The 26,124-nt window shown below is 72.5% G+C and carries 22 protein-coding genes and 1 rRNA gene; 9 read left to right on the top strand and 14 right to left on the bottom strand.

Annotated features, from left to right (window positions below; genetic code table 11):
• Positions 1–83 (bottom strand): 16S ribosomal RNA (locus tag IEZ27_RS39840); the annotation flags it as partial.
• A 1,105-nt stretch (positions 84–1,188) separates the two neighbouring features.
• Between IEZ27_RS39840 and IEZ27_RS39835 the strand changes: the two genes are divergently transcribed.
• Positions 1,189–2,568, top strand: coding sequence for a glycosyltransferase family 39 protein (locus IEZ27_RS39835; RefSeq protein WP_189652003.1), 1,380 nt, complete (start codon positions 1,189–1,191; stop codon positions 2,566–2,568).
• A 40-nt stretch (positions 2,569–2,608) separates the two neighbouring features.
• Here IEZ27_RS39835 and tyrS read toward each other — a convergent pair whose 3' ends face one another.
• Positions 2,609–3,874: a tyrosine--tRNA ligase gene (gene tyrS / locus IEZ27_RS39830; RefSeq protein ID WP_189652002.1), complete on the bottom strand. Its 1,266-nt coding sequence runs from the start codon at positions 3,872–3,874 to the stop codon at positions 2,609–2,611.
• An 86-nt stretch (positions 3,875–3,960) separates the two neighbouring features.
• Here tyrS and IEZ27_RS39825 point away from each other — a divergent pair, with 86 nt between their 5' ends.
• Positions 3,961–4,362, top strand: coding sequence for a PH domain-containing protein (locus tag IEZ27_RS39825; protein ID WP_125635749.1), 402 nt, complete (start codon positions 3,961–3,963; stop codon positions 4,360–4,362).
• On the opposite strand, the gene IEZ27_RS39820 is transcribed toward IEZ27_RS39825, so the two are convergent.
• The 8 genes from IEZ27_RS39820 to argC all read right to left on the bottom strand — a co-directional run bounded on the left by IEZ27_RS39820 (position 4,302) and on the right by argC (position 12,224).
• Positions 4,302–5,117: a DNA-3-methyladenine glycosylase gene (locus IEZ27_RS39820; RefSeq protein WP_189652001.1), complete on the bottom strand. Its 816-nt coding sequence runs from the start codon at positions 5,115–5,117 to the stop codon at positions 4,302–4,304. The two genes, IEZ27_RS39825 and IEZ27_RS39820, sit on opposite strands and share 61 nt — an antisense overlap.
• Positions 5,099–6,520: an argininosuccinate lyase gene (gene argH / locus IEZ27_RS39815; protein ID WP_189652000.1), complete on the bottom strand. Its 1,422-nt coding sequence runs from the start codon at positions 6,518–6,520 to the stop codon at positions 5,099–5,101. Before argH ends, IEZ27_RS39820 begins: the two co-directional genes overlap by 19 nt.
• Before the next feature lie 75 nt (positions 6,521–6,595).
• On the bottom strand, positions 6,596–7,105 hold the full coding sequence (locus IEZ27_RS39810; RefSeq protein WP_125635743.1) for an arginine repressor: 510 nt from the start codon (positions 7,103–7,105) through the stop codon (positions 6,596–6,598).
• Positions 7,102–8,022: an ornithine carbamoyltransferase gene (argF, locus tag IEZ27_RS39805; RefSeq protein WP_189651999.1), complete on the bottom strand. Its 921-nt coding sequence runs from the start codon at positions 8,020–8,022 to the stop codon at positions 7,102–7,104. The genes IEZ27_RS39810 and argF overlap by 4 nt, the downstream gene beginning before the upstream one ends.
• Positions 8,019–9,185: an acetylornithine transaminase gene (locus IEZ27_RS39800; protein WP_189651998.1), complete on the bottom strand. Its 1,167-nt coding sequence runs from the start codon at positions 9,183–9,185 to the stop codon at positions 8,019–8,021. The genes argF and IEZ27_RS39800 overlap by 4 nt, the downstream gene beginning before the upstream one ends.
• Entirely contained in the window at positions 9,185–10,057 is an 873-nt protein-coding gene (argB, locus tag IEZ27_RS39795; protein ID WP_189651997.1) for an acetylglutamate kinase, read from the bottom strand. Before argB ends, IEZ27_RS39800 begins: the two co-directional genes overlap by 1 nt.
• Complete coding sequence (argJ, locus tag IEZ27_RS39790) at positions 10,054–11,205, bottom strand: bifunctional glutamate N-acetyltransferase/amino-acid acetyltransferase ArgJ (protein WP_189651996.1); 1,152 nt, start codon at positions 11,203–11,205, stop codon at positions 10,054–10,056. Before argJ ends, argB begins: the two co-directional genes overlap by 4 nt.
• Positions 11,202–12,224 carry an N-acetyl-gamma-glutamyl-phosphate reductase gene (gene argC, locus IEZ27_RS39785; RefSeq protein ID WP_189651995.1) on the bottom strand — a complete coding sequence of 341 codons (1,023 nt, stop codon included), beginning with the start codon at positions 12,222–12,224 and terminating at the stop codon, positions 11,202–11,204. The genes argJ and argC overlap by 4 nt, the downstream gene beginning before the upstream one ends.
• 164 nt (positions 12,225–12,388) lie before the next feature.
• Between argC and IEZ27_RS39780 the strand changes: the two genes are divergently transcribed.
• The gene (locus tag IEZ27_RS39780; protein ID WP_189651994.1) at positions 12,389–12,928 is read left to right on the top strand and encodes a hypothetical protein; all 540 of its coding nucleotides are present in this window, start codon (positions 12,389–12,391) and stop codon (positions 12,926–12,928) included.
• Here the strand turns inward: IEZ27_RS39780 and IEZ27_RS39775 are convergent.
• The 4 genes from IEZ27_RS39775 to IEZ27_RS39760 all read right to left on the bottom strand — a co-directional run bounded on the left by IEZ27_RS39775 (position 12,919) and on the right by IEZ27_RS39760 (position 18,084).
• Entirely contained in the window at positions 12,919–14,316 is a 1,398-nt protein-coding gene (locus tag IEZ27_RS39775) for an alkaline phosphatase PhoX (RefSeq protein WP_229824766.1), read from the bottom strand. The genes IEZ27_RS39780 and IEZ27_RS39775 overlap by 10 nt on opposite strands.
• Positions 14,317–14,553: 237 nt before the next feature.
• Positions 14,554–16,596, bottom strand: a complete 2,043-nt coding sequence (locus IEZ27_RS39770) for a bifunctional aldolase/short-chain dehydrogenase (protein ID WP_189651993.1) — start codon at positions 16,594–16,596, stop codon at positions 14,554–14,556.
• Positions 16,597–16,601: 5 nt separating this feature from the next.
• Positions 16,602–17,756 (bottom strand): L-rhamnose isomerase, encoded by a 1,155-nt coding sequence (gene rhaI, locus IEZ27_RS39765; protein ID WP_189651992.1) that lies wholly within the window; start codon positions 17,754–17,756, stop codon positions 16,602–16,604.
• Between the two features lie 10 nt (positions 17,757–17,766).
• Positions 17,767–18,084, bottom strand: a complete 318-nt coding sequence (locus IEZ27_RS39760) for an L-rhamnose mutarotase (protein WP_125635726.1) — start codon at positions 18,082–18,084, stop codon at positions 17,767–17,769.
• Between the two features lie 138 nt (positions 18,085–18,222).
• Here IEZ27_RS39760 and IEZ27_RS39755 point away from each other — a divergent pair, with 138 nt between their 5' ends.
• The 6 genes from IEZ27_RS39755 (at position 18,223) to nrfD (ending at position 26,101) form a co-directional block, all read left to right on the top strand.
• A complete protein-coding gene (locus IEZ27_RS39755; RefSeq protein WP_189651991.1) occupies positions 18,223–19,224 on the top strand; it encodes a LacI family DNA-binding transcriptional regulator in 1,002 nt (333 codons plus the stop codon).
• A complete protein-coding gene (locus IEZ27_RS39750) occupies positions 19,221–20,630 on the top strand; it encodes a rhamnulokinase (protein ID WP_189651990.1) in 1,410 nt (469 codons plus the stop codon). The genes IEZ27_RS39755 and IEZ27_RS39750 overlap by 4 nt, the downstream gene beginning before the upstream one ends.
• A gap of 103 nt (positions 20,631–20,733) precedes the next feature.
• On the top strand, positions 20,734–21,024 hold the full coding sequence (locus tag IEZ27_RS39745) for a hypothetical protein (RefSeq protein WP_189651989.1): 291 nt from the start codon (positions 20,734–20,736) through the stop codon (positions 21,022–21,024).
• A gap of 5 nt (positions 21,025–21,029) precedes the next feature.
• On the top strand, positions 21,030–24,257 hold the full coding sequence (gene fdh / locus IEZ27_RS39740; RefSeq protein ID WP_189652016.1) for a formate dehydrogenase: 3,228 nt from the start codon (positions 21,030–21,032) through the stop codon (positions 24,255–24,257).
• A gap of 63 nt (positions 24,258–24,320) precedes the next feature.
• Positions 24,321–25,100 carry a 4Fe-4S dicluster domain-containing protein gene (locus IEZ27_RS39735; RefSeq protein WP_189652015.1) on the top strand — a complete coding sequence of 260 codons (780 nt, stop codon included), beginning with the start codon at positions 24,321–24,323 and terminating at the stop codon, positions 25,098–25,100.
• Positions 25,097–26,101: an NrfD/PsrC family molybdoenzyme membrane anchor subunit gene (gene nrfD, locus IEZ27_RS39730; RefSeq protein ID WP_189651988.1), complete on the top strand. Its 1,005-nt coding sequence runs from the start codon at positions 25,097–25,099 to the stop codon at positions 26,099–26,101. Before IEZ27_RS39735 ends, nrfD begins: the two co-directional genes overlap by 4 nt.
• Positions 26,102–26,124 lie beyond the last annotated feature (23 nt).

Genomic DNA, 26,124 nt, shown 5'->3' with positions numbered 1-26,124 from the left:
CCCGAAGGGCCTTTCCGCTCGACTTGCATGTGTTAAGCACGCCGCCAGCGTTCGTCCTGAGCCAGGATCAAACTCTCCAAACAATGCTTGGAAAAGTGGTTGAATCCCAACCAAAAAGGAATCCGTCCATCCGAAGATGTGACGGGGTTATGCATGGTTTTCATGCACTGGCTTTTAAACACACTGTTGAGTTCTCAAGAAACGGACGCGTACTTCCTCACCAGAACCCGTTCCCGGATCCTCGTTCAGAGGCGTTCGTTCGTGTTCTTAATCTTAGCAGACCCGGTGATTTCGTGTCAAATCCGGAGACTTGAACAAAACCAACCAAACCTGTCTAGGATTGGATGCCTCGCTTCCGAGGCAACCCTCGTAACTTACCGTGTCATCCGGCACCTGTCGAATCAACCGATTATTCGGCGTGGTTCGGGCGCCCGAGGACAACCCATGCCAAAGCGCGTGGAAGCGCCTCGGCCGAGGTGGCTTGTCATCTCAAGGGGCTTGCCCTGGGGGCCCGTCCGCCTGGTGGGCGTCCGGCTCACTCCCGGGGCGAAGTGAAAGATTAGGTCGCGATCCACGACACGTCAAATCGCCGGGCGCGAGCATGGCGCAACAGGGACGGAACGGCGACCGACCGTGCCCTGCCGCAGCGCCCCGCACGCCGTCGCTGCGCCCCGCGCGGGCCAAGCGCGCAAGCGGGGCTTCCCGCCCCGACGAGCCATGATGCGTGGGGGCACATATGGGGATCGGCCGGCTCATGGTGGCGGGTGGTCGGCCTTCCGTGGCTCGCGCATGCCTGGGCTCGCATGCCTGGGCTCGCATGCCTGGGCTCGCGCGCCAACGCTCATGGGCCAAGGCTCGCGGGACGGGGCTGGCCGACAGGGGCTGGCCTACAGGGGCTGGCGTTCGGGGTTTGCGTGCCGGCAGGAACGGTGTCGGCGGGTGGGGTTGCTGCGTGGCTGTCCGGAGTGGGGGACGGCGTAGGCCAAGGACTTGCCGCTCCCAATGCGCCGGCGGGAGGAGCCCTCGCGGCATGGCCCACTGCATCGCGGTGTCGTACGAGGCCGGGACGGGCTCGTACGGACTGAAAGGGGCGGTGGGGGCGCGTATTCTGCCCCGGTGACCACTGCCGCCACAATTGTTCCCCCCGCCCCACCGGCGACCCGCACTCGCGCCTCGACCCCCTGGTGGATGGCCTTGGCCGCAGGGGCGGCGGCGTTCTCGGGGTCGGGGGCGGCCACCCTGAACGGTGACGAACTGGCCACCATCAGCGCGGCCTCCCGGTCGATGGCGGGATTGTGGGAGCTGGCCCGGAACATCGACGGTCACTTCCTCCCCTACTACCTGTTCATGCACTTCTGGGTGAAAGCCGGCACGTCCGAGCTGTGGTTGCGGCTGCCTTCGGCGGTGGCGATCGGCGTGGCGGCCTGGTTCCTGGTCGAGCTGGGGAGGCGGCTGCACAGTACGCGGGCTGGGGTCATCGGGGCGGCGCTGTTCGCGATCCTGCCCTCGGTCTCCTATTACGGGGCTTTCGCCAGGTCATACGCCTTCGCGGCGGCCGCGGTGGTCTTCTCGTTCTGGGCACTTCACCGGGCGGTGGAGCGGCCGGGCGGGCGGCGCTGGGTGACCTACGGCGTGGCGGTGGCGCTGGTGTGCTGCACGCACCTGTTCGCGGTGCTGGTGTTGCCCGCGCATCTCGCGCTGGCCCGGCGCGGGCTGCTGCTGCGGATGGCGGCGGCGCTGGCCGTCGGAGGTCTGCCCGCGGTCGTGCTGGGGGTGGTCGGGTTCGGGGAGCGGCATGCGATCAGCTGGATCCCGCAGCGGGGTCCGGAGGTGTGGCTGAAGTTCCCCAAGATGGCGGCGGGCGCGACCGGGCTCGGGGTGTTGCTGTTCGCGGTCGCGCTGGCCGGGGTGGCGGTGTTGTGGAGGTCGGAGGGGCGTGGCGAGGGAGGCCGGTGGGCCCTGGCGGCGCTGGGGTGGCTGGTATTGCCGCCGCTGCTGCTGCTCGCGGTCTCGCATCTGGTGACGCCGGCGTACGTGGACCGGTACCTGTTCGTGACGGCTCCGGCGCTGGCGCTCCTGGCGGGGGTGGCCGTGGCGGGCGTGCCGCGCTTCCCGGTGCCGGCCGGGGTGGCGATCGTGCTGGTGGGGGGCCTGCTCGGGGTTTCCGACCACATGACGGTACGCGAGGAGAACGGCCGGTTCGACAACGTCCCGTGGGCGTTGCGGGTGGTACGGGCCGAGCCCGGGGACGCCATCGTGTACGGGCAGAGCCAGCTGCGCGCCGGGTTCGGCTACTACGCGGACTCGGCGATGCCCGACGACGTGCTCAAGGCCGCTGACGCGCCCGAGCCCGACGGCTTCGGCTACCCGGAAAGGTCGGATGTCGCGGCGGCGTTGAAGGGGCGCGAACGGGTGTGGGTGGTGTGGCGCGGCACCAAGCAGTCGGGGCTCCAGGGAAACTCCGTGCCGCGGGTGGGGCAGGTCGAGCGGGCGGGGTTCGAGGCCGTGTCGGTCAAGCACTCGGCGGATCTGCCGGGGCTGACGGTGGCCCTGTTCGTACGTAAATGAGCGGAGAGGCGGGCTCATCACGGAGAGCCCGCCTCGCCGGTCAGCCGACCTCGACCCCGCCGATCGACTTCTTGCCGCGGCGCAGGACCATGAACCGGCCTGCGAGCAGGTCGGAGACCGCGGGCACGTACGACTCGTCGGTGATCTTGACGTTGTTCAGGTACGCGCCGCCCTCCTTGACCGCGCGCCTGGCCGCCGACTTCGACTCCACCAGGCCGCTGTCGGCCAGCAGGTCGACGAAGGCCGCGCCGAGCTCGGGGACGGCGGCCTTGGGGACCTCCGCCAGGGCGGCCGCCAGGGTTGCGGCGTGCAGCTCGTCCAGCGAACCCTGGCCGAACAGCGCCTTGGACGCGGCCACCACGGCGTCGAGCTCCGCCCGGCCGTGCAGCAGCTCGGTGAGGTCTTCGGCCAGCGTGCGCTGGGCCTCGCGGGCGAAGGGCCGCTCGGCGACCGCCTTCTCCAGCTCTTCGATCTCCTCGCGGCTCCGGAACGTGAACACCTTCAGGTAGTGGATCACGTCACGGTCGTCGGAGTTGAGGAAGTACTGGTAGAAGGCGTACGGCGAGGTCATCTCGGGGTCGAGCCAGAGCGCGCCGCCCGCGGTCTTGCCGAACTTGGTGCCGTCGGCCTTGGTGATCAGCGGCTGCGTGAGGACGTGCACGTGACCGCCCTCGACGCGGCGGATCAGGTCGGCGCCCGCGGTGATGTTGCCCCACTGGTCGCTGCCGCCGATCTGCAGGGTGCAGTCGTAACGGCGGAACAGCTCCAGGTAGTCGTTGGACTGCAGGATCTGGTAGCTGAACTCGGTGTAGCTCAGCCCCTCCCCCGCCAGCCGGGCGGAGACCGACTCCCTGGCCAGCATGCGGTTGACCGGGAAGTGCTTGCCGATGTCGCGCAGGAAGTCGATGGCGCTCAGCTCGCCGGTCCAGTCGAGGTTGCTGACCAGGCGGGCCGGGTTGGCCTCGGCGTCGAAGTCGAGGAACTTGCCGACCTGGCCGCGCAGCCGTTCCACCCACTCCGCGACGATCTCGGCGGAGTTGAGCGAACGCTCGGTGTTGCGTCCGCTGGGGTCGCCGATCAGGCCGGTGGCGCCGCCGACGAGCCCGATCGGGTGGTGGCCGGCGTCCTGGAGGCGGCGCAGCGTGAGCAGCGGCACGAAGTGACCGATGTGCAGGGACGGCGCGGTGGGATCGAAGCCGGAATAGACCGTGATCGGCGCCTTGGCCATGGACGCGCGCAGGGCGTCGAGGTCGGTGGACTGGGCGATCAATCCTCGCCACGCGAGGTCGTCGATGATGTCGGTCACGGTGATGGCTTCCCTGGGTCGGATGTCGGTGCCTTTAGCCTGCCCGATCGGTGCGTGTGCGCGCCACTTGGATACGCTCGGTGTCCATGTGGAGGGTCCGTCGCGAGCTGGCCGTTTTCAAGATCTTAGGGGCTCTGGTGTGCGCCGGGCTCGCCGTGTTCTGGTGGGCCGCCGGGGACGTGCGCGGGGTGATCCTGGCGGTGCCCGCCGCCGTGCTGGTGGGCGGGATGGGGCTGCGTGACCTGCTGGTGCCGGTGCGGCTGGCCGCCGACGCGAGCGGCATCACGGTCGTGCACGGGTTCGCCGGACGGCGGCACGTGCCGTGGGAGGCGGTCGAGGACGTCAAGGTGGACGTGCGCAGGCGGTACGGGCTGCGCAGCGAGATGCTGGAGATCGACACCGGCGACCATCTGCACGTCTTCAGCGCTCACGAGCTGGGCGCCTCCCCGACGGAGGTGGCCGCGGAGCTGCGCCGGCGCGGCACGTGAACGCGGTACGGCGAGACGGTCGGGTCGTCGCCGACCCAGAACCGCCACGGGGTGTCCTTGGCGGTCGACACGCCGGTGCGCGGGCCTGACCTGATCGTGCCGGGGCCGGCGGGGCGGCCTTCGAGGACGGCCGCGAAACCGTGGGGCAGTCCGGTGAGCCAAGCGGCGTGCCCGGTGCCGTGCCCGGTCCCGTCTTCGGTCCCGTGCCCGGTCCCGTCTTCGGCGAGGGGTGGGAGGGCGGCGGGTGAGCCTTCCCAGATCGCGTCGAGGCCGTTGTGCTCGCGCAGCAGGCCCAGCGCGACGGCCAGCCTGGCGGGGCCGCGGGCCAGGTCGCGGTCCGGCACCACCTTCGCCTTGCCGGTCGCGGGCCCGCGGCCGTCGGGAGCGAGGGCGGGGGCGCGCCGGGCGCGGGCCTCGTCGAGACCGGTGATGATCTCGCCGGCGCGAAGCAGCACGGCCGAGCCGGACCCCTCGGGCAGGCAGACGAGGTTCGCGCAGAAGTGCATGCCGTAGGTGAAGTAGACGTACAGGTGGCCGGGCGGGCCGAACATGACGGCGTTGCGAGGGGTCCTGCCGCGGTAGGTGTGGGCCGCCGGGTCCTCGCCGGGGCCGCCGTACGCCTCGACCTCGGTGAGGCGTACGGCGACCGGCCCGTGCACGAGGACGCGGCCGAGCAGGTCGGGCGCGACCTCGTGCGAGGGCCGGTCGAAGAAGCTCCGCGGCAGCGGCGCGGCGCTCAGCTCCCCGCGGCCCATGCCGCCTGCGCGTCGACCGCCTCGCGCAGCGCGACGAGCTGGTCGCGTACGCGGTCGGGCGCGGTGCCGCCGTGGGCCTTGCGGGCGGCCAGCGCGCCGGGCACGCTCAGCACGTCGCGTACGTCGGGCGTCAGGTGCGGCGAGACCTTGGCCAGCTCGTCGTCGGTGAGGTCGCCGAGGTCCTTGTCGTTGACCTGGCACCAGACCACCAGGTGGCCGACGGCCTCGTGCGCCTCGCGGAACGGCACCCCACGCCGCACCAGCAGCTCGGCCAGGTCGGTGGCCAGGGCGAAGCCGTCGGGCGCGGACGCCTCCATGCGGGCGGTGTTGACGCGCATGGTCGCGACCAGGCCGGCCATCGCGGGCAGGACGAGCAGCAGCGTGTCGACCGAGTCGAACACCGGCTCCTTGTCCTCCTGAAGGTCACGGTTGTAGGTCAGCGGCAGGCCCTTGAGCGTGGTCAGCATCGACATCAGGTTGCCGATGAGCCGCCCGGACTTGCCGCGGGCCAGCTCGGCGACGTCGGGGTTCTTCTTCTGCGGCATGATCGACGAGCCGGTGGAGTAGGCGTCGTCCATCTCGATCCAGCGGAACTCCTGCGAGGCCCACAGGACGATCTCCTCGCCCAGCCGCGACAGGTGCACGCCGACCATGGCCGCGTCGAACAGGAACTCGGCGGCGAAGTCGCGGTCGGCGACGGCGTCCATCGAGTTGGGCGCGGCGGCGGAGAAGCCCAGCTCGTCGGCCACGGCCTGCGGGTCGAGCGGCAGCGAGGAGCCCGCCAGGGCGCCGGCGCCGAGCGGGGAGACCGCGGCGCGCTTGTCCCAGTCGGTGAGCCGGTCGACGTCGCGGGTGAAGGCGTGCACGTGGGCCAGGAGCTGGTGGCCGAAGGAGACCGGCTGGGCGTGCTGCAGGTGGGTCATGCCCGGCGCGGCGGTCTCGGCGTGCTGCTCGGCCTGGGCCATCAGCGCGGTCTCCAGCTCGACCAGGCGGGAGACGATGGTGCGCACGTGGTCGCGGAGGTAGAGGCGCAGGTCGGTGGCGATCTGGTCGTTGCGGCTGCGGCCGGCGCGGAGCTTGCCGCCGAGCGAGCCGAGACGCTCCAGCAGGCCGCGTTCCAGCGCGGTGTGGACGTCCTCGTCGGCCACGGTCGGGCGGAACTCGCCCGCCTTGCAGGCGGCCTCCAGGTCGTCGAGCGCACCGATCATGCGCTCCAGCTCCTCGTCGGTCAGCAGCCCCGCCCTGTGCAGCACGCGGGCGTGCGCCCTGGACGCCGCCAGGTCGTACGGCACCAGCCGCCAGTCGAAGTGCACACTCACCGAAAGCCGGGCCAGCGCGTCGGACGGACCGCTCTCGAAGCGTCCGCCCCACAGCCGCATCGGCTTGCCATCACTCACCGTCATCTCCTCCATTTCCCACGCGACCATAGTGCAACTCAGTCCTTCTTGGCGTCAGGGCAGGCCGTGATCCCGGCCGGGTCAACCACGTCGGTCCGCCACGCGCAGCAGCGCCTCCGCGACGGCCTGGCCGCCCGACGGGTCCCGGCTGATGACCAGGATCGTGTCGTCGCCCGCCACCGTGCCGAGGATCGACTCCCAGTCGGCGTGGTCGATGGCGGAGGCGAGGAACTGGGCGGCGCCCGGCGGGGTTCTGACGATGACCAGGTTGGCCGAGGCCTCGGCGGCGACCAGCAGTTCCTCGGCGATGCGGTGCAGCCGTGCCGCCGGGGTCTCGCCGCCGCCGCCGGTCCTGGTGAGGGGGATGCGGTCGCCGCCCTCGCCGGGCAGCGCGTACACCAGGGAGCCGTCGTCGGCGCGCAGCTTGAGCGCGCCGAGCTCGTCCAGGTCGCGGGAGAGGGTGGCCTGGGTGACCTCGACGCCGCTCTCGGCCAGCAGCTTGGCCAGCTCGGGCTGCGAGCGCACCGCCTTCCGCTGCAGCAGGTCGGTGATCCTCGCCTGCCGCGCGGCCTTGGTCATCGGGATGGTCATCCGCGCGTCACCAGCCAGTGGAGCAGGGCCTTCTGGGCGTGCAGCCGGTTCTCCGCCTGGTCCCACACGACGCTGCGCGGGCCGTCGAGGACGTCGGCGGTGATCTCCAGGCCGCGGTAGGCGGGCAGGCAGTGCAGGACGATCGCCTCGGGCGCGGCGTGCTCCAGCAGCTCGGCGTTCACCTGGTACGGCATGAGCGCGGCGACCCGCTCGTCCTTGCCGCTCTGTCCCATCGACACCCACGTGTCGGTGGTGACCACGTGCGCCCCTTGGACGGCGGCGGCCGGGTCGGTCAGCGCGACCACCGAGCCGCCGGTCCTGGCCGCGATGGCGGCGGCCTGGCCGAGGATCACGGCGTCGGGCTGGTAGCCGGCGGGGGCGGCGATCCGTACGTGCATGCCGGCCGTGGCGCCGCCCAGCAGGTAGGAGTGGGCCATGTTGTTGGCGCCGTCGCCCACGTACGTCAGGGTCTGCCCCGCGGCGCTGCCCAGCCGCTCACGGACGGTCTGCAGGTCGGCGAGGATCTGGCAGGGGTGGAAGTCGTCGGTGAGCGCGTTCACGACGGGCACCGACGAGGCGGCGGCCATCTCCTCGACGAGGTGCTGGCCGGTGGTGCGCCAGACGATGGCGGCCACCTGCCGGTCGAGCACGCGGGCGATGTCGGCGGCCGGTTCGCCCCTGCCCATCAGCACCGAGACGTTGTCCACGACGAGCGGCAGGCCGCCGAGCTCGCCGATGCCGGTGTGGAAGGAGACGCGGGTCCTGGCCGACGGCTTGTCGAACAGGACGGCGACACTGCGCGGCCCCTCGAACGGCCGGTAGCCGAGCCGGTCCTTCTTCATGGCGGCGGCCAGGTCGAGGACCTCCGCCTGCTCCTCGGGTGTCAGGTCGTCGTCGCGCAGGAAGTGTCTGGTCACGCCGCGGCCTCCGAGAGGATCGCGGGGAACGCCTCGACGAAGGCGTTGACCTCCTCGTGGGTGACCACCAGTGGGGGCGCGAGGCGTACGGCGTCCGGCTGGAGGGCATTGACCAGGAAGCCCGCCTCGGCGGCGGCCTGCTGGACCTGCGCCGAGCGCTCCTCCTTCAGGACGGCGGCCAGCCACAGGCCGCGCCCGCGCACACCCTTCAGCAGCGGGTGGCGGATCGCCTCCAGCCCGCCGCGCAGCCCGGCGGCCACCGACTTGACGTGGCCGAGGTCGAGGTTGTCCAGGACGGCCAGCGCCGCCGCGCACGAGACCGGGTTGCCGCCGAAGGTCGAGCCGTGGTCGCCCTTGTCGAACAGCCGGCCGGCCTCGCCGAACCCGACGCACGCGCCGATCGGCAGGCCGCCGCCCAGGCCCTTGGCCAGGGTCAGGATGTCGGGCGTGACGCCGTCGGCCTGGTGGGCGAACCAGTGGCCGGTACGGCCGATCGCCGACTGGATCTCGTCGGCGACCAGCAGCGCGCCGGTCGCGTCGCAGATCTGGCGGGCGGCCTCGAAGTAGCCGTCGGGCGGCGGGACCACGCCGGCCTCGCCCTGCGTCGGCTCCAGGAACACCGCGATGCAGTCGCCGGTCACGGCCTCCTTGAGCGCGTCGGCGTCGCCGTACGGGACGAAGCGCACGTCCACCGGGAACGGGCCGAACTGGTCGCGGATGGCCTTCTTGCCGGTCAGCGACAGGGCGCCGATGGTACGGCCGTGGAAGCCGTTCTCGGCGGCGACGAAGTAGGAGCGGCCCTCGCGCTTGCCGTACTTGACGGCGAGCTTGTAGGCGGCCTCGTTGGCCTCGGTGCCGGAGTTGGCGAAGAAGATCCTGGCGGGGGCGTCGAGCAGGCCGAGCAGCCGCTCGGCGAGCAGCACCTCGGGCTCGTGCAGGAACAGGTTGCTGGTGTGGGCGAGCGTGGCGACCTGCTTGGAGACCGCCTCGACCAGGGCGGGGTGGGCGTGGCCGAGCGAGCTGACCGCGATGCCGCCGATGAAGTCGAGGTACTCCCTGCCGTCCACGTCCCACACGCGGGTGCCCTCGCCGCGGGCCAGGGCGATCGGGGGAACGCCGTAATTGGGCATGAACGCCTGCTCGAACCGCTTGTGGAGGCTCATCAGGGCATCACCATGGTTCCGATTCCTTCGTTGGTGAAGATTTCCAGCAGCATCGAGTGGGGCACCCGGCCGTCGAGGACGTGCGCCTGCGGCACTCCCCCGCGTACGGCCGTCAGGCACGCCTCCATCTTGGGCACCATGCCGCTGGACAGGGCGGGCAGCAGCTTCTCCAGCTCGCCGGCGTCGAGCTGGTCGATCACGTCGGTGTCGTCGGGCCAGTTGGCGTACAGGCCCTCGACGTCGGTGAGCACGATCAGCTTCTCGGCCTGCAGGGCCACGGCCAGCGCGGCGGCCCCGGTGTCCGCATTTACATTGTAGATTTCTCCGTTTTCGCCGGTGGCGACGCTGGAGACGACCGGGATGCGGCCGTCGTCGATCAGCGCGCGCACGGCTCCGGGATCGACCTTGACGATCTCGCCCACCTGGCCGATGTCCACGGGCTCGCCGTCGACGATCGCGGGTTTGCGCTCGGCGGTGAACAGGCGGGCGTCCTCGCCGGACATGCCGACGGCGAACGGGCCGTGCCGGTTGACCAGGCCGACGATCTCGCGGCCCACCTGGCCGACCAGGACCATCCTGACGACCTGCATGGCCTCGGGCGTGGTGACCCGCAGGCCGGCGGTGAAGGTGGACTCGATGCCGAGCCGGTCGAGGGCGCTGCTGATCTGCGGGCCGCCGCCGTGCACGACCACCGGGCGCAGGCCGGCGTGGTGCAGGAACACGACGTCCTCGGCGAAGCCCTCCTTGAGCGCCTCGTCGGTCATGGCGTTGCCGCCGTACTTGATGACGACGGTCGCGCCGTGGAAGCGGGTCAGCCAGGGCAGGGCCTCGATCAGCGCCTCGGCCTTGGTCGCGGCGGTGACGGCCCTCACGAGGAGTACGCCGAGTTCTCGTGGACGTACTCGGCGGTCAGGTCGGTGGTGTGGATCGTGGCGCTGTGGCGGCCGGCCGACAGGTCGATGGTGATCGTCACGTCCCTGGGGCGCATGTCCACCTTGGAACGGTCGTCGCCGACGGCGCCGTCGCGGCAGATCCAGATGCCGTTGATGGCGACGTTGACGCGGTCGGGCTCGAAGACGGCCTTCGTCGTGCCGACGGCGGCCAGGACGCGGCCCCAGTTGGGGTCCTCGCCGTGGATGGCGCACTTGAGCAGGTTGGAACGGGCGACGGTGCGGCCGACCTCGACGGCGTCGTCCTCGGAGGCGGCGCCGACGACCTCGACGGCGATGGCCTTGGAGGCGCCCTCGGCGTCCACGAGGAGCTGCCTGGCCAGGTCGGCGCAGACCTCCTGCACCTTCTGCCCGAACTCCGCCAGGTCGGGCCTGACCCCGGCGGCACCGCTGGCCAGCAGCAGCACGGTGTCGTTGGTGGACATGCAGCCGTCGGAGTCGAGCCGGTCGAACGTCCTGGCCGTGGCGGCGCGCAGGACCGTGTCCAGCTCCTCGCTGGTCAGGTCGGCGTCGGTGGTGATCACGCAGAGCATGGTGGCCAGGGCGGGGGCGAGCATGCCGGCGCCCTTGGCCATGCCGCCGACCATGTAGCCGTCGGCCCGCTTGAAGGAGATCTTGGAGACGGTGTCGGTGGTGCGGATGGCGTCGGCCGCGGCCAGGCCGCCGTCGCGGCTGAGCTGGCCCGCTGCGGTCTGTACGCCGGTCAGCAGGGCCTCCATCGGCAGCCGCTCGCCGATCAGGCCGGTGGAGCAGACCGCGATCTCGCCCGCGCTGTCGTCGAGGACCTCGGCGACCTTCTCGGCGGTGGCGTGGGTGTCCTGGAAGCCCTCGGGGCCGGTGCAGGCGTTGGCGCCGCCGGAGTTGAGCACCACCGCGCGCAGCCGTCCGCCCGACAGGACCTGCTGCGACCACAACACGGGGGCGGCCTTGACGCGGTTGGCGGTGAAGACGCCCGCGGCGGCGCGGCTGGGCCCGTCGTTGACGACGAGGGCCAGGTCGCGCGCGTCGCCGGACTTGATGCCCGCGGCGATGCCGGCGGCCCGGAAGCCCAAGGGGGCGGTGACACTCATGGTGCAACTCCTGTCAGGGGAAGGCCGAGCTCTTCCGGCAGGCCGAGGGCGAGGTTGACGCTCTGGATCGCGCCTCCGGCCGTGCCCTTGGTGAGGTTGTCGATGGCGATGACGGCGACCACGCGGCCCGCGCGCTCGTCGAGCGTCACCTGAAGGGCGGCGGTGTTGGCGCCGTACGTCATGGAGGTGGCCGGCCAGACGCCCTCGGGCAGCAGCCGGACGAACGGCTCGGCCTTCAGCGCGACCTCGTAGGCGGTGCGCAGCGACTCGCGGGTGAGGCCGGGGGCGGCGGGGGCGGTGCAGGTGGCCAGGATGCCGCGGCTCATGGGGGCCAGGGTGGGGGTGAAGGAGACGCGTACGGGGGCGCCGGCGACGGCGGACAGGCCCTGCTCCATCTCGGGGGTGTGGCGGTGGACGCCGCCCACGCCGTACGCGCTGACCGAGCCCATCACCTCGCTGCCGAGCAGGTGGGTCTTGGCCGACCTGCCCGCGCCGCTGGTGCCGCTGGCGGCCACCACGACGACGTCGGGCGCGGCCAGGCCCGCGGCGAAGGCGGGCGACAGGGCCAGCAGGACCGAGGTCGGGTAGCAGCCGGGTACGGCGATGCGCCGGGCCGTCTTCAGCACCTCGCGCTGGCCGGGCAGCTCGGGCAGGCCGTAGGGCCAGGTGCCGGCGTGGTCGCCGCCGTAGAACTCCTGCCAGGCGGCGGGGTCGGCGAGCCGGTGGTCGGCGCCGCAGTCGACCACGATGGTGTCCTCGCCGAGCTGGGCGGCGACGGCGGCCGAGTGGCCGTGCGGCAACGCGAGGAAGACCACGTCGTGCCCGGCGAGCACGCCGGGGGTGGTCTCCTCCACGACGCGGTCGGCGAGTTGCGGCAGGTGGGGCTGGTGGGCGCCGAGCCGGCTGCCCGCGCTGGAGGCGGCGGTGAGCGCGCCGATCTCGAACTCGGGATGGCCGAGCAGGAGGCGGAGCAGCTCACCTCCGGCGTAGCCGCTGGCTCCCGCGATCGCTGCCCTCATTCGACCCTCCTGCATATTTATGCACCCTATCTCATGACTTTACTTGTGAAGATGATGCACTCAAGAGGATGATTATGCAAGCTGAGACGGCCCGCGCCGCCGAAGGGGCCATATCCCAGTGCCTTCCAGGCCAGCCCCAAGTGGCGGGCGGGATGCTGGCGGGCATGAGCGACTTCCTGCCCGATCTCACGTTCGTCACCCCCGCGCGCGGGCGCGGCCCCGGGCCGTTCGGGCGTGCCGTCCTCGTCCTGCTCTGGGTGGGGATGTGCGTGTTGCCGGCCGTGCTCGCGGTGCCGGACCTGCGGCTGGCCACCGGCCGTACGGGCACGCCGGGGACGCTGACCGTGCTCTCCTGCGCCGACCTCGGCCACGGCCGTTACGACTGCAAGGGACGTTTCACCCCCGACTCCGGCGGCCCGGCCGTCGCGGTGGACGCCTCCCCCGACTCCGAGGCGGGCGACGTGCTGCGGGCGCGGCTCACACCCGAGGGCGACCGGGCGGCGCCGGACGGGACCAAGGGCGTGCTGGCCGCGCTGGCGCTGCCCGCGGTGGGCCTGGGCGGGATCGGGTTCCTGCCCTACGTGCTGCTGTACTGGTCCGGGGCACGGCGGCGGGCCAGGCGGACCGCCGTCGCGGCAGGCTGCGTGATCACCGCCGCCGGGGCGCTGCTGACGGTCGTGGGGATGGTCGCGGCCTACTCGTGAGGACGTCGCCATGGACCGGTGACGGCGAAGACGTGGCCGGGGGACTGGACGCAGGCGTACAGGGTCGAGCCGCCGGCGTCGAAGGTGGGGCCGGTGAACTCGCTCTCGTTCAGCTCGTTGCGGGCCAGGGGGTAGGGCGTGCCCCGCCTGGTGACGCCGACCAGGTGGCTGACGCCCTCGCCGTCCTCGGCCAGGATCACGCCGCCGTACGGGGAGACGGTGATGTTGTCGGGGCCGTCGAAGGCGGTGTCCTGGGCGGGGTCGGGGTTGAGGCCGAAGACGGTCTTGAGCGTGACCGTCCGCGCGTGGGGGTCGTAGAACCACACCTGGCCGTCGTGCTCGTTGAGGCTGCCGTCGGCGGCGCGGGCGTAACTGGCCACGAAGTACGCGCCGCCGTCGCCCCAGTAGGCGCCCTCCAGCTTGCGTGAGCGGGTCACCTGGCCCTCGGCGAACTGGGAACGCACCGAGACCGTACGGGCGTCGCGGTCGGGGACGTCCACCCAGCGCACCCCGTACCGGGTGCCGGGGGCGGTGGCCTGCGACAGGTCGGCGATCTGGCGGGAGCCGTCGTAGCAGCTCATCGCCTGGAAGCGGCCCGCCGTGTCGCCGCCGGGCGCGGTGGCAAGGGCCCGCAGCGCGCCCTTGCCGCCGCGGAACCCGGACGGCGGGGTCCAGCGGAAGTACAGGCCGTGCGGGGTGTTGGCGTCCTCGGTCAGGTAGATCGCGGAGGTACGGGGGTCCACGGCGACGGCCTCGTGGGAGTAGCGGCCCAGGAACTTCAGGGGGACCGGGTCCTGGTTGGCGCGCTGGTCGAAGGCGTCCACCTCGAAGACGTACCCGTGGTCGCGCTGGAAGGCGCCGCCGGCGCGCTGCTCGGTCTCCTCGCAGGTCAGCCAGGTGTTCCAGGGGGTTCGGCCGCCGGCGCAGTTGTTGTGGGTGCCGGCCAGGCTGACGTACTCCCTGAGGCGTGCGCCCCGGCGGCTCACCTCGATGGTGGTGGTGCCGCCGCCCGCGCCGGGGTCGTAGGTGAGGCCGGGCAGGGCGGGCACCCGGTACGGCTCGCTCCCGCCGATCTCGTGGTTGCAGACCAGGGCCGTGCCGTTCCGGCCGGTGAAGCAGGCCATGCCGTCGGGGTCGCTGGGGGTGGGCTCGCCGCTGTCCAGGAGGGTGCGGCCGCTCTCGGCGACGAGGGTGTAGGAGAACCCGGCGGGCAGGGCCAGCAGGCCGGCGGGGTCGGGGACGAGCGGGCCGTAGCCGGCCTCGCCGCGGGTGGCGGCGCGGGCGGGGCCGGGGCCGGCGATGGCCTCCACGCTGCCCGCCAGGGCCAGGCCCAGGCCGCCGGCCGTGCTTCGGTGGAGGAACGTGCGACGGGACAGCGGTGCTGACACGAGGGTTCGCCTTCTCTGTGCGGGGCTGGGGGGCACTTCTCATGTCTCGCACAGATGCGGGGGTGAATCCACGGTTTACGCATTTCGGCTATTTCGGTTATTTCCCCTTCGTACGGCAGTGCAGGAACGGCGGGGGTGAAGGTCCCTTTGAGAGGAAGGGCGCGCGGGCGGCGGGGTGGCGGGCCCTTTGAGGAGGGTCTTCGCGGCCCGCCGCCCGGCGGTTGGTGGAGGGGTACGTCAGCGGAGGAAGGCGGCGGGGACGCCGGCGTCCACGGGGATGTGCAGGCCCGTGGTGTGGGTGAGGTCGGCGCCGGTGAGGGCGTAGACGGCGGCGGCCACGTGGTCGGGCAGCACCTCGCGCTTGAGCAGGGTGCGCTGGGCGTAGAACTCGCCCAGGCGCTCCTCCTCCACCCCGTACACCGCCGCGCGGTTGGCGCCCCAGCCGGAGGCGAAGATGCCGGAGCCGCGTACCACGCCGTCGGGGTTCACGCCGTTGACGCGGATGCCGTGCTCGCCCAGTTCGGCGGCCAGGAGGCGGACCTGGTGGGCCTGGTCGGCCTTGGCCGCCCCGTACGCGAGGTTGTTCGGCCCGGCGAAGACGGCGTTCTTGGAGGAGATGTAGACGATGTCCCCGCCCATCCCCTGCTCGACGAGAACGCGCGCGCACTCCCGGGAGACCAGGAACGAGCCCCGCGCCATCACGTCGTGCTGGAGGTCCCAGTCGTCCAGGGTGGTCTCCAGCAGGGAACGCGACAACGACAGGCCGGCGTTGTTCACCACCAGGTCCACGCCCCCGAAGGCGAGTACGGCCGCCCGTACGGCCCCCACGACCCCCTCCTCGGACGTGACGTCCACCCGTACGGCCACGGCCACGTCGGACGTCCGGTACGCCCCGGCGCCGATCTCGGCGGCGACCTTCTCGGCGGCGGCCAGGTCGCGGTCGGCGAGCACCACGCACGCGCCCTCGGCCGCCAGCCGCCGCGCGGTCGCCGCGCCGATGCCCGACCCGGCCCCGGTGACCAGCGCCACCCGGCCGGCCAGCGGCTTCGGCCGCGGCATACGCCGCAGCTTGGCCTCCTCCAGCTCCCAGTACTCGATGCGGAACTTCTCCGACTCCGGGATCGGCTCGTAGGCCGAGACGGACTCGGCGCCGCGCATGACGTTGATCGCGTTGACGTAGAACTCGCCGGCCACGCGGGCGGTCTGCTTGTCCTTGCCGAAGGAGAACATGCCGACGCCGGGCACCAGCACGATCGCCGGGTCCGCGCCGCGCATCGGCGGCGAGTCCGGGGCGGCGTGGCGCTCGTAGTAGGCGGTGTAGTCGGCGCGGTAGGCGGCGTGCAGCTCGCGCAGCCGCTCGACGGCCCGGTCCAGGGGCGCGTCCGGCGGCAGGTCCAGGACCAGCGGGGCGACCTTGGTCCGCAGGAAGTGGTCGGGGCAGGACGTGCCGAGCGCGGCCAGGCGCGGGTGCTCGGCCCGCGACAGGAAGTCCAGCACCTCCGGGGTGTCGGTGTAGTGGCCGACCTGCCGGACGTCGGAGGAGGCCAGCCCGCGTACGACGGGGAGCAGCGCGGCGGCGCGCTCGTGCCGTACGGCCTCGGGCAGCGGCGCGGAGAGCACCGGCCCGAACGGGTCGGGGCGGCCATGGGCGGCCAGGTACTCCTCGGCGGTACGGATGATCTCCAGGGAACGGGCCTCGCACTCCTGCGAGGTGGCGCCCCAGGCGGTGATGCCGTGGCCGCCGAGCACGCACCCGATGGCCTGCGGGTTGGCCTCCTTGACGGCGGCGATGTCCAGGCCGAGCTGGAAGCCGGGCCGCCGCCAGGGCACCCACACCACGCGGTCGCCGAAGACGCGCCGGGTCAGCTCCTCGCCGTCGCGGGCGGTGGCCAGGGCGATCCCGGCGTCGGGGTGCAGGTGGTCCACGTGCGCGGCCTCGACCAGGCCGTGCATGGCGGTGTCGATCGAGGGGGCCGCGCCGCCCCGGCCGTGCAGGCAGTAGTCGAAGGCGGCGACCATCTCGTCCTCGCGCTCGACGCCGGGGTAGACGCCGGCGAGGGCGCGCAGGCGGTCCAGGCGCAGGACGGCCAGGCCGTCCTCCTTGAGCGTGCCGAGGTCGCCGCCCGAGCCCTTGACCCAGAGCAGCTCGACGTCCCGGCCGGTCACCGGGTCGGGGGCGTGGCCCTTGGCCGAGGTGTTGCCGCCGGCGTAGTTGGTGTTGCGCGGGTCGGCGCCCAGGCGGTGGGAGCGGTCCAGAAGTTCGTCGATGACGTGGTCCATGGTGGTCAGGCCCCCCAGCCGGCCTGCGTGCCGCCGACGCGCTCGGCAGCGATTTTCTCGAAATATCCGGACTTGGCGTACGCGGCCATCGGGTCGGGCGCGAGGCCCGCCTCCTCGCGCATCTCGGCGAGCAGCGGCCGCACGTCGGTGTTGTAGGCGTCCATGAGCACGGCGTTCGCGCCCAGTACGTCTCCCCCGGCCTGGGCCGCGGCCAGCGCGTCCCGGTCCACCAGCAGCGCCTTGGCCGTGGCCTCCTGGACGTTCATGACCGAGCGGATCTGGCCGGGGATCTTCGGCTCGATGTTGTGGCACTGGTCGAGCATGAACGCGACGCCCGCCTCCAGCCCGCCGCCGCGCGCGACCTCGTACATGATGCGGAAGAGCTGGAACGGGTCGGCCGCCCCGACCATGAGGTCGTCGTCGGCGTAGAAGCGGGAGTTGAAGTCGAAGCCGCCGAGCTTCCCCTCGCGCAGCAGGAACGCCACGATGAACTCGATGTTGACGCCCGGCGCGTGGTGGCCGGTGTCCACGACGACCTGCGCCTTGGGGCCGAGCCTGAGGCAGTGGGCGTACGCGGTGCCCCAGTCGGGCACGTCGGTGGTGTAGAAGGCGGGCTCGAACAGTTTGTACTCCAGCAGGAAACGCTGGTCGGCGCCGAGGCGGTCGTACACGGCGGACAGGGCCTCGGCCAGGCGGTCCTGGCGGGCGCGGATGTCGTCCTGGCCGGGGTAGTTGGTGCCGTCGGAGAACCAGAGCTTGAGCGTGCCGGAGCCGGTGGCGTCCATGATGTCGACGCATTCCAGCAGGTGGTCCAGGGCCTTGCGGCGGACGGCCGGGTCGGGGTTGGTGACGCTGCCGAGCATGTAGTCGTCGTCCTGGAAGACGTTGGAGTTGATCGCCCCGATGCCGACGCCCAGGTCGCGGGCGTGGGCGGCCAGGTCGCCGTAGTCGGCCACCTTGTCCCACGGGATGTGCAGGGCGACCGTGGGGGCGGCGCCGGTATGGGCGTGCACCTGGGCGGCGTCGGCCAGCTTCTCGTACGGGTCGCGCGGCACTCCCCGCTGCGCGAACACCTTGAACCGGGTGCCGCTGTTGCCGTACGCCCAGGACGGCGTCTCGATGTGCAGCGCGCGCAGGGCGGCCTTGATGTCAGTGGTCATGACTTCCCGATCAGTCCAGGTGGAACACTTCGTCCAGCGGGCGCATGCCCTCGTCGGGGCGTCCGTCGAGGTCTTCGAAGAAGGGCGCCATCTCGGCCTGCCAGCGGGCGTTGACCTCGGTCGCGGCCATCGCCCGCTTCGCCGCCTCGAAGTCGGCGGTCTCCAGGTAGCCCACGAGCAGGCCGTCGTCCCGGAGGAAGAGGGAGTAGTTGTGCCAGCCGGCGCGGCGCAGCGCGTCGAGCATGTCCGGCCACACCGCCCGGTGGCGCTCGCGGTACTCCGCCAGCCGCTCCGGACGGACCTTGAGCAGAAAGCAGACACGTCGCACAGGCGCTCTCCTTCAAAACGTTTTAATGCGCTGCCGAGGAACCTACGATCAGCGCCGACCGCTGTCAATGCGTGACGTACGGCACGTAGCCGAACCGGCGCTGGCCATCCGATCGTTAGTACGTTTTAATGAGGCGCCATGGCCATGGTCAGCATCAAGGACGTCGCCGCCCGCGCCGGCGTCTCCCCCGGCACGGTCTCCAACGTCCTGAACCGGCCCGCGAAGGTCGCCCCCGACACCCGGGAACGGGTGGAGGCGGCGATCCGGGAGCTCGGGTTCGTCAGGCACGGCTCGGCCTCGACCCTGCGCGCCGGGCACAGCAGGACGATCGGCCTGAGCGTCATCGACATCGGCAACCCGTTCTTCACCGAGGTCGCAGCCGGCGTCGAGGACGTCGCCAGCGAGCTGGGCTACGCGGTGATCCTCGGCAACTCGGCGGGCTCCACGGACAAGGAGGAGCGCAACCTGCGGGTGCTGGCCGAGCACCGGGTGCGCGGCGTGCTGATCACGCCGTCCGACGAGGACCCGGCCCGCCTGGAACGGCTGCGCGAGCGCGGCATCAGCGTCGTGCTGGTCGACCACCCGGCCCACCGGCCCGACCAGTGCGCGGTCGCGGTGGACGACGTCGCCGGCGGGCGGGCCGCGATGGCCCACCTGCTGGCCGGGGGCGCGCGCGAGGTCGCGTACGTGACCGGGCCGCTGACCATCCGGCAGTGCGCCGAGCGGCGGCAGGGGGCGGCCGAGGCGCTCGCGGCGGCCGGGCTCGACCCGGCCGCGCTGCGGGTGGCCGAGACGGCCACGATGACGGCCCGCGCGGGCGAGCAGGCCGCGGCCGACCTGATGGCCCGGGGCCTGCCCGAGGCCGTGTTCTGCGCCAACGACCTGCTCGCGCTGGGCGTGCTGCGGGCGCTGCTGCGCGCCGGGGTGCGGGTGCCCGGCGACGTGGCGCTGATGGGCTACGACGACATCGACTTCGCCGCCGCCTCCGCCGTGTCGCTCAGCTCGATGCGGCAGCCGACGTACCAGCTCGGCCGCATCGCCACCGAGCTGCTGCTGGACGAGTGCGACAACCCAGACACACATCCGCATCAACACATCATGTTCCAGCCCGAACTGGTCGTGAGGGAGTCCACCCAGTGAGCCGATTCGCCGCCGTGGACCTGGGCGCCTCCAGCGGGCGCGTGCTGGTCGCCGACCTGTCGGAGGGCCTGGCCACGACCGAGGTCCACCGCTTCCCCAACGGGCCGGTCCGCCTGGCCGGCCGCCTCCACTGGGACATCCTGGGCCTCTACCGCGAGATCCTCACCGGCCTGCGCGCGGCCGGTCCGGTCACCTCGATCGGGGTCGACTCGTGGGCCGTCGACTACGGGCTGCTCGACGAGACCGGCGCGCTGCTGGGCAACCCGGTGCACTACCGCGACGACCGTACGCGCGGGGTGGCCGAGCAGGTCGCCGCCACGGTCGGGGCCGAGGCGCTGTACGAGGTGTCCGGGCTGCAGGTGCTCCCGTTCAACACGGTCTACCAGCTCCTGGCCGACCGGCTGGACGACGCCGCGACGATGTTGCTCGTCCCCGACCTGATCGCCTACTGGCTGACCGGCGAGATCGGCGCGGAGGTGACCAACGCCTCGACCACGGGCCTGCTCGACGTGCGCACGCGGTCCTGGGCGGTCCCGCTGATCGACCGGCTGGGCCTGCCCGCGGGGCTCTTCCCCCGGCTGCGGCAGCCCGGCGAGGCGATCGGCGGGCTGCGCCGCGACGTCGCCGGGGAGATCGGCTTCTCGGCGCCGGTACGGGCGGTGGCCTCGCACGACACCGCCTCCGCCGTGGCCGCCGTACCCGCCGCCGGATCGGCCTTCGCCTACATCTCGTGCGGCACCTGGTCGCTGGCCGGGGTGGAGCTGCCCGCCCCCGTGCTCACCGAGGCGGGCCGGGCCGCCAACTTCACCAACGAGGCCGGGATCGACGGCACCGTGCGCTACCTGCGCAACGTGATGGGGTTGTGGTTGTTGCAGGAGTGCCTGCGGGCCTGGCCCGGCTCCTCGCTCGGCGACCTGCTGGCGGCGGCGGCCCGGGAGCGGCCCTTCGCCGCCGTGGTCGATCCCGACGTGCCGGCGTTCCTGCCGCCGGGCGACATGCCCGCGCGCATCGCCGCCGAGTGCCGGCGTACCGGGCAGCGGCCGCCGTCCACTCCGGCGGGCTTCGTACGGTGCGTGCTGGAGAGCCTGGCGCTGGGGCACCGGCGGGCGGTGCGGCAGGCCATGGAGCTGTCGGGGCGCGAAGTGGAGGTCGTGCACCTGGTGGGCGGCGGGTCGCGCAACGAGCTGCTGTGCCGGTTCACGGCCGACGCGTGCGGCCTGCCGGTCGTGGCCGGGCCGGCCGAGGCGACCGCGCTCGGCAACGTCCTGACGCAGGCGCGGGCGGCCGGGCTGGTCGCCGACCTCGGCGCGATGCGCGACCTGGTCGCCTCCACACAGGAGCTGCGCCGGTACGAGCCGTCCGGTGACACCGCCGCCTGGGCGGAGGCCGCCGCCCGCCTCACCTGATCCCGGCCTGTCCCCAAAATGCGCCTTTGACCTGGGACTTCGGTTTTCCTGCCGCTCGCCAGGGGCAGGACCGAGACCAGGGGCACGGGCGCCGGGGGGAACGATGCCGAGCAAGGAGCAGGTGCTGCGGCTGCTGTCGCAGGGGCTGGACTACGCCGAGATCGCCAGGCTGCTGGGCGTGCCGCCGGGGCGCGCGTACCTGATCGCGACGGGCGTGCCGGCCGACGGGAGCGACGCCGTCGCGCGCCGCCGGGGACGGCCGGGCCTGCTGGCCGGGCGCACGCAGCAACTGGTCAACCCGCGCGAGGTCGGGCCGGTCGAGCGCGGCGACGTGCACGCCTGGATGCGCGAGCGGGCCTGGCGCGACCGGCGCATGCGCCAGGCGGGGGCGTGAGCGGCATGGAGTTCTCCTGGCCGCTGCTGCGGCAGCTCACGGGCAAGGACAGGCTCGGGCGGGCCGCCGCGGCGAAGTCCCCCCGTACGGGCTCCCGACCGGCCCGTACGGCCGCCGCCGACCGGGTGGTCAAGTCGGTGTGCCCGTACTGCGCGGTGGGCTGCGCCCAGAACGTCTACGTCCGGGACGAGAAGGTCGTGCAGATCGAGGGCGACCCCGACTCCCCGATCAGCAGGGGCCGGCTGTGCCCGAAGGGGGCCTCCAGCCTCCAGCTCACCACCGGCTCCGGCCGGCTGCGCAAGGTGCTCTACCGCCCGCCGCACGCCGCCGACTGGCAGGAGCTCGACCTGGACGCCGCCATGGAGATGGTGGCCGACCGGATCATCGAGACCCGGCGGGCGACCTGGGAGTGGGAGAACGCCGGCCGCCGGGTGGCCCGCACGATGGGCGTGGCCAGCCTGGGCGGCGCGACGCTGGACAACGAGGAGAACTACCTCATCAAGAAGCTGTTCACGGCGCTCGGCGTGGTGCAGATCGAGAACCAGGCGCGGGTGTGCCACAGCTCGACCGTGGTGGGTCTCGGCACGTCGTTCGGGCGCGGCGGGGCCACGACGTTCCTCCAGGATCTGCAGCACTCCGACTGCGTGCTGATCCAGGGGTCGAACTTCGCCGAGGCGCATCCGGTCGGGTTCCAGTGGGTGATGGAGGCCAAGGCGCGCGGCGCGGTGGTCATCCACGTGGACCCGCGGTTCACCCGTACGAGCGCGCTGGCCGACCTGCACGTGCCGATCAGGGTGGGCTCGGACGTCGCCTTCCTCGGCGCGATCGTCAACCACGTGCTGGAGAACGAGCTGTTCTTCCGCGACTACGTCCTGCACTACACCAACGCCTCGACCATCCTGCGCGAGGACTACCGCGACGCCGAGGACCTCGACGGCCTGTTCTCCGGCTTCGACCCCGAGACCCGCGACTACGACGACGACACCTGGCAGTACGAGGGCATGCGCACGGTCGCGGCCTCCGGCGAGCGGGACGAGCACTACGACCGCCCGGCGGGCACCATGCCGCCCGGCCGCGCCGAGGTGCAGGGCGGCACCGGCGTCCCGCTGCACGGCGAGCCGGTACGTGACGAGACGCTGCGGCACCCGCGCTGCGTGCTGCAGGTCCTGCGCCGCCACTTCGCCCGCTACACGCCGGAGATGGTGCAGCGGGTGTGCGGGGTGCCGCCGGAGCTGTTCGCCCAGGTGTGCCGCCACCTGACGGAGAACTCCGGCCCGGACAGGACCGCCGAGTTCGTCTACGCGGTGGGCTGGACCCAGCACAGCGACGGCGCGCAGTTCATCCGTACGGCCAGCATCCTGCAACTCCTGCTCGGCAACATCGGCCGGCCCGGCGGCGGCATCCAGGCGCTGCGCGGGCACGCCAGCATCCAGGGTTCCAGCGACATCCCGACGCTGTTCAACCTGCTGCCCGGCTACATCCCGATGCCGCACGCGCACGAGCACGAGCGCATGCGCGACTTCCTGCGCGCCGACTCGCCGTGCCGCGGCTTCTGGGCGAACATGCCCGCCTACCTGGTGAGCCTGCTCAAGGCGTGGTGGGGGCCGTCCGCGACGCGCGACAACGACTTCCACTTCGACTACCTGCCCCGCCTGACCGGCTCCCACAGCACGTACGACACGGTGCTGGCGCAGCTCGACGGCACGTGCAAGGGCTACCTGCTGCTCGGCGAGAACCCGGCCGTGGGGTCGGCCAACGCCCGGATGCAGCGCCTCGGCATGGCCGAGCTCGACTGGCTGGTGGTGCGCGACCTCAACCTGATCGAGAGCGCCACCTGGTGGAAGGACGGCCCGGAGATCGAGACCGGCGAGCTGACCACCTCCGAGATCGGCACCGAGGTGTTCTTCTTCCCCGCCGCGGCCCACACCGAGAAGAGCGGCAGCTTCACCAACACCAACCGCTGGCTGCAGTGGCACCACCGGGCCGTCGAGCCGGAGGGCGACGCGCGCAGCGACCTGTGGTTCATGTACCACCTCGGCCGGATCATCCGGCGGAAACTGGCCGGTTCCGGCGACCCGATGGACCGGCCCCTGCTCGACCTCACGTGGGACTACCCGGTCGAGGGCGAGAGCGCCGAGCCGGTCGCCGAGGCGGTGCTCGCCGAGATCAACGGCTGGGACGCCGAGGGCCGGCCGCTCGACGCCTACAGCCAGCTCAAGGACGACGGCTCGACGGTGTGCGGCTGCTGGATCTACTGCGGCGTGTACGCCGGCGGCGTCAACCGGGCCGCCCGCCGAAAGCCGGCCGCCGAGCAGGACTGGGTCGCCGCCGAGTGGGCCTGGGCCTGGCCCGCCAACCGGCGGGTGCTCTACAACCGGGCCTCGGCCGCGCCCGACGGACGTCCGTGGAGCGAGCGCAAGAGGCTCGTCTGGTGGGACGAGTCCGCCGGCCGGTGGACCGGCCACGACGTGCCGGACTTCGAGGAGGACAAGCCGCCGTCCTACCGTCCCGAGCCGGGGGCGCAGGGGCCGGCGGCGTTGTCGGGGATCGATCCGTTCATCATGCAGTCCGACGGCAAGGGCTGGCTGTTCGCCCCCTCCGGGGTGGTGGACGGCCCGCTGCCCAGCCATTTCGAGCCGCAGGACTCCCCCGTGGCCAACCCGCTGTACGGACACCAGCGCAATCCCGCCCGCAAGCTCTACCGGCACGAGGACAACCGGTACCAGCCGAGCGGCGAGGAGCCGGGCGCCTCGGTCTACCCGTACGTGGTGACCACCTATCGGCTGACCGAGCACTTCACGGCGGGCGGCATGAGCAGGCACACGCCGTACCTGGCCGAGTTGCAGCCGGAGATGTTCTGCGAGGTCTCGCCGGAGCTGGCCGCCGAGCGCGGGCTCGTGCACGGCGAGTGGGCCACGGTCATCACCGCGCGCAGCGCCATCGAGGCGCGGGTGCTGGTCACCGACCGGATCGCGCCGCTGCACCTGAACGGCAGGGTCATCCACCAGATCGGGTTGCCGTTCCACTTCGGGCCCAACGGGCTGGCCAGGGGCGACGCGGCCAACGAGCTGGTCTCGATCTCGCTCGACCCCAACTCCCACATCCAGGAGGTCAAGGCCCTGTCGGCCGACATCCGCCCCGGGCGCCGGCCGCGCGGCCCGGCCCTGCCGGAGCTGGTGCTGAGCTATCGGCGGCGGGCGGGCGTGACCGAGCACACCGGAACGGAGGTGTGAGCCGTGGCCTTCGACCTCGATCAGGCGCCGCTCGACGCCGGGTACGCCGACCCGCCCCCGCGCATGGGCTTCTTCACCGACACCAGCATCTGCATCGGGTGCAAGGCGTGCGAGGTGGCCTGCAAGGAGTGGAACGCCGTGCCGGAGGACGGGCTGTCCTTCACCGGCATGTCCTACGACAACTCCGTCGGGCTCGGCGCCGACACCTGGCGGCACGTCGCGTTCGTCGAGCAGCGCAAGCCGCTGGGCCACCAGGAGACCGGCGCCCGTGACCTGGACTTCCGCTGGCTGATGGCCTCCGACGTGTGCAAGCACTGCACGCACGCGGCCTGCCTCGACGTCTGCCCGACCGGCTCGCTGTTCCGCACCGAATACGGCACGGTCGTCGTCCAGGAGGACATCTGCAACGGCTGCGGCTACTGCGTGCCCGCCTGCCCCTTCGGGGTGATCGGCCGGCGCGAGGCGAGCGGCACGGCGGCCAAGTGCACGATGTGCTACGACCGGCTGGAGGTCGGCCAGGAGCCGGCCTGCGCCAAGACGTGCCCGACGGACTCCATCCAGTTCGGCGAGCTGGACGAGCTGCGCGAGCGCGCCGCCCGCCGCCTGGAGCAGGTGCACGCGGCGGGCACGTCCTCGGCCCGCCTGTACGGCCACGACCCCGCCGACGGCGTGGGCGGCACCGGCGCGCTCTTCCTGCTGCTGGACGAGCCGCAGGTCTACGGCCTGCCGCCCGACCCCGTGGTGACGACGGCGGACCTGCCGTCGATGTGGCGGCACGCGGGCGCGGCGGCGCTGGCCCTGCTGGCCGGGATCGCCGTGGCGGCCTGGAGGAGGGGCAGATGAGCAGCCAGACCGACGTTCGCCTGGACGACGCGCCCGACCTGCGCACCGAGCGCGAGGCGACGCCGGGCTCGGCGGGCCGCGGCAGCCGTTCCCTGCGGCCGGGCGAGCGGGACGCCGGCTCCTACTACGGCCTGCCGGTCCTGAACCGGACACCCTGGAGCGACCACGACATCGCCGGCTACCTGTTCCTCGGCGGCCTGGCCGGCGCCTCCTCCACGCTGGCCGCCGCCGCCGAGCTGACCGGACGCCCGGCGCTGGCCCGGGCCGCCAAGGTCGCCGCCCTGGGCGCGGTCGGCGGCTCGTTGTACGCGCTGATCCACGACCTGGGCAAGCCGTCGCGTTTCCTGAACATGTTGCGCGTGTTCAAGGTGACCTCGCCGATGAGCGTCGGCACCTGGATCCTGACCGCGTACGGGCCGCAGGCCGCGACGGCGGCGGCCACCGAGCTGACCGGACTGTTCCCCCGGCTGGGCCGGGCCGCGACCGTGGGCGCCGGGCTGGCCGGGCCCGCGCTGGCGACCTACACCGCCGCGCTGATCTGCGACACCGCCGTACCGGCCTGGCACGACGGGTTCAGGGAGATGCCGTTCCTGTTCGCCGGCTCGGCCGCCGCCTCGGCGGGCGGGCTCGGCATGCTGGCCGCCCCGGTCGCGCAGGCGGGCCCGGCCCGCCGGGTGGCGCTGGCGGGCACTGCCCTGGAGTGCGCGGCGACGGTCCGCATGCGGCGCCGCATGGGCATGACCGCCGAGCCGCTGCGGCGCAGCCGCCTGCTCAAGGCGGGCATGGCGCTGTCGGTGACGGGCGCCCTGCTCGGGCAGGCCCTCGGCCGCCGCAGCCGGGTCGCGGCGATGGCCGCGGGCGCGGCCCTGCTGGCCGGGTCGGCGTGCACCCGGTTCGGGATCTTCCACGCCGGGATCGCCTCGGGCGACGACCCCCGGTACACCGTCGAGCCGCAACTCGCGCGGCTCGCCACGTCGAGAGCGGAGCGTGATCTCAGATGAGAAGAGTCGCCGAATACCTGCCG

The sequence above is a fragment of the Nonomuraea spiralis genome (assembly GCF_014648435.1).
GTDB lineage: Bacteria > Actinomycetota > Actinomycetes > Streptosporangiales > Streptosporangiaceae > Nonomuraea > Nonomuraea spiralis.
This window is presented reverse-complemented; position numbering and strand designations above follow the sequence as displayed.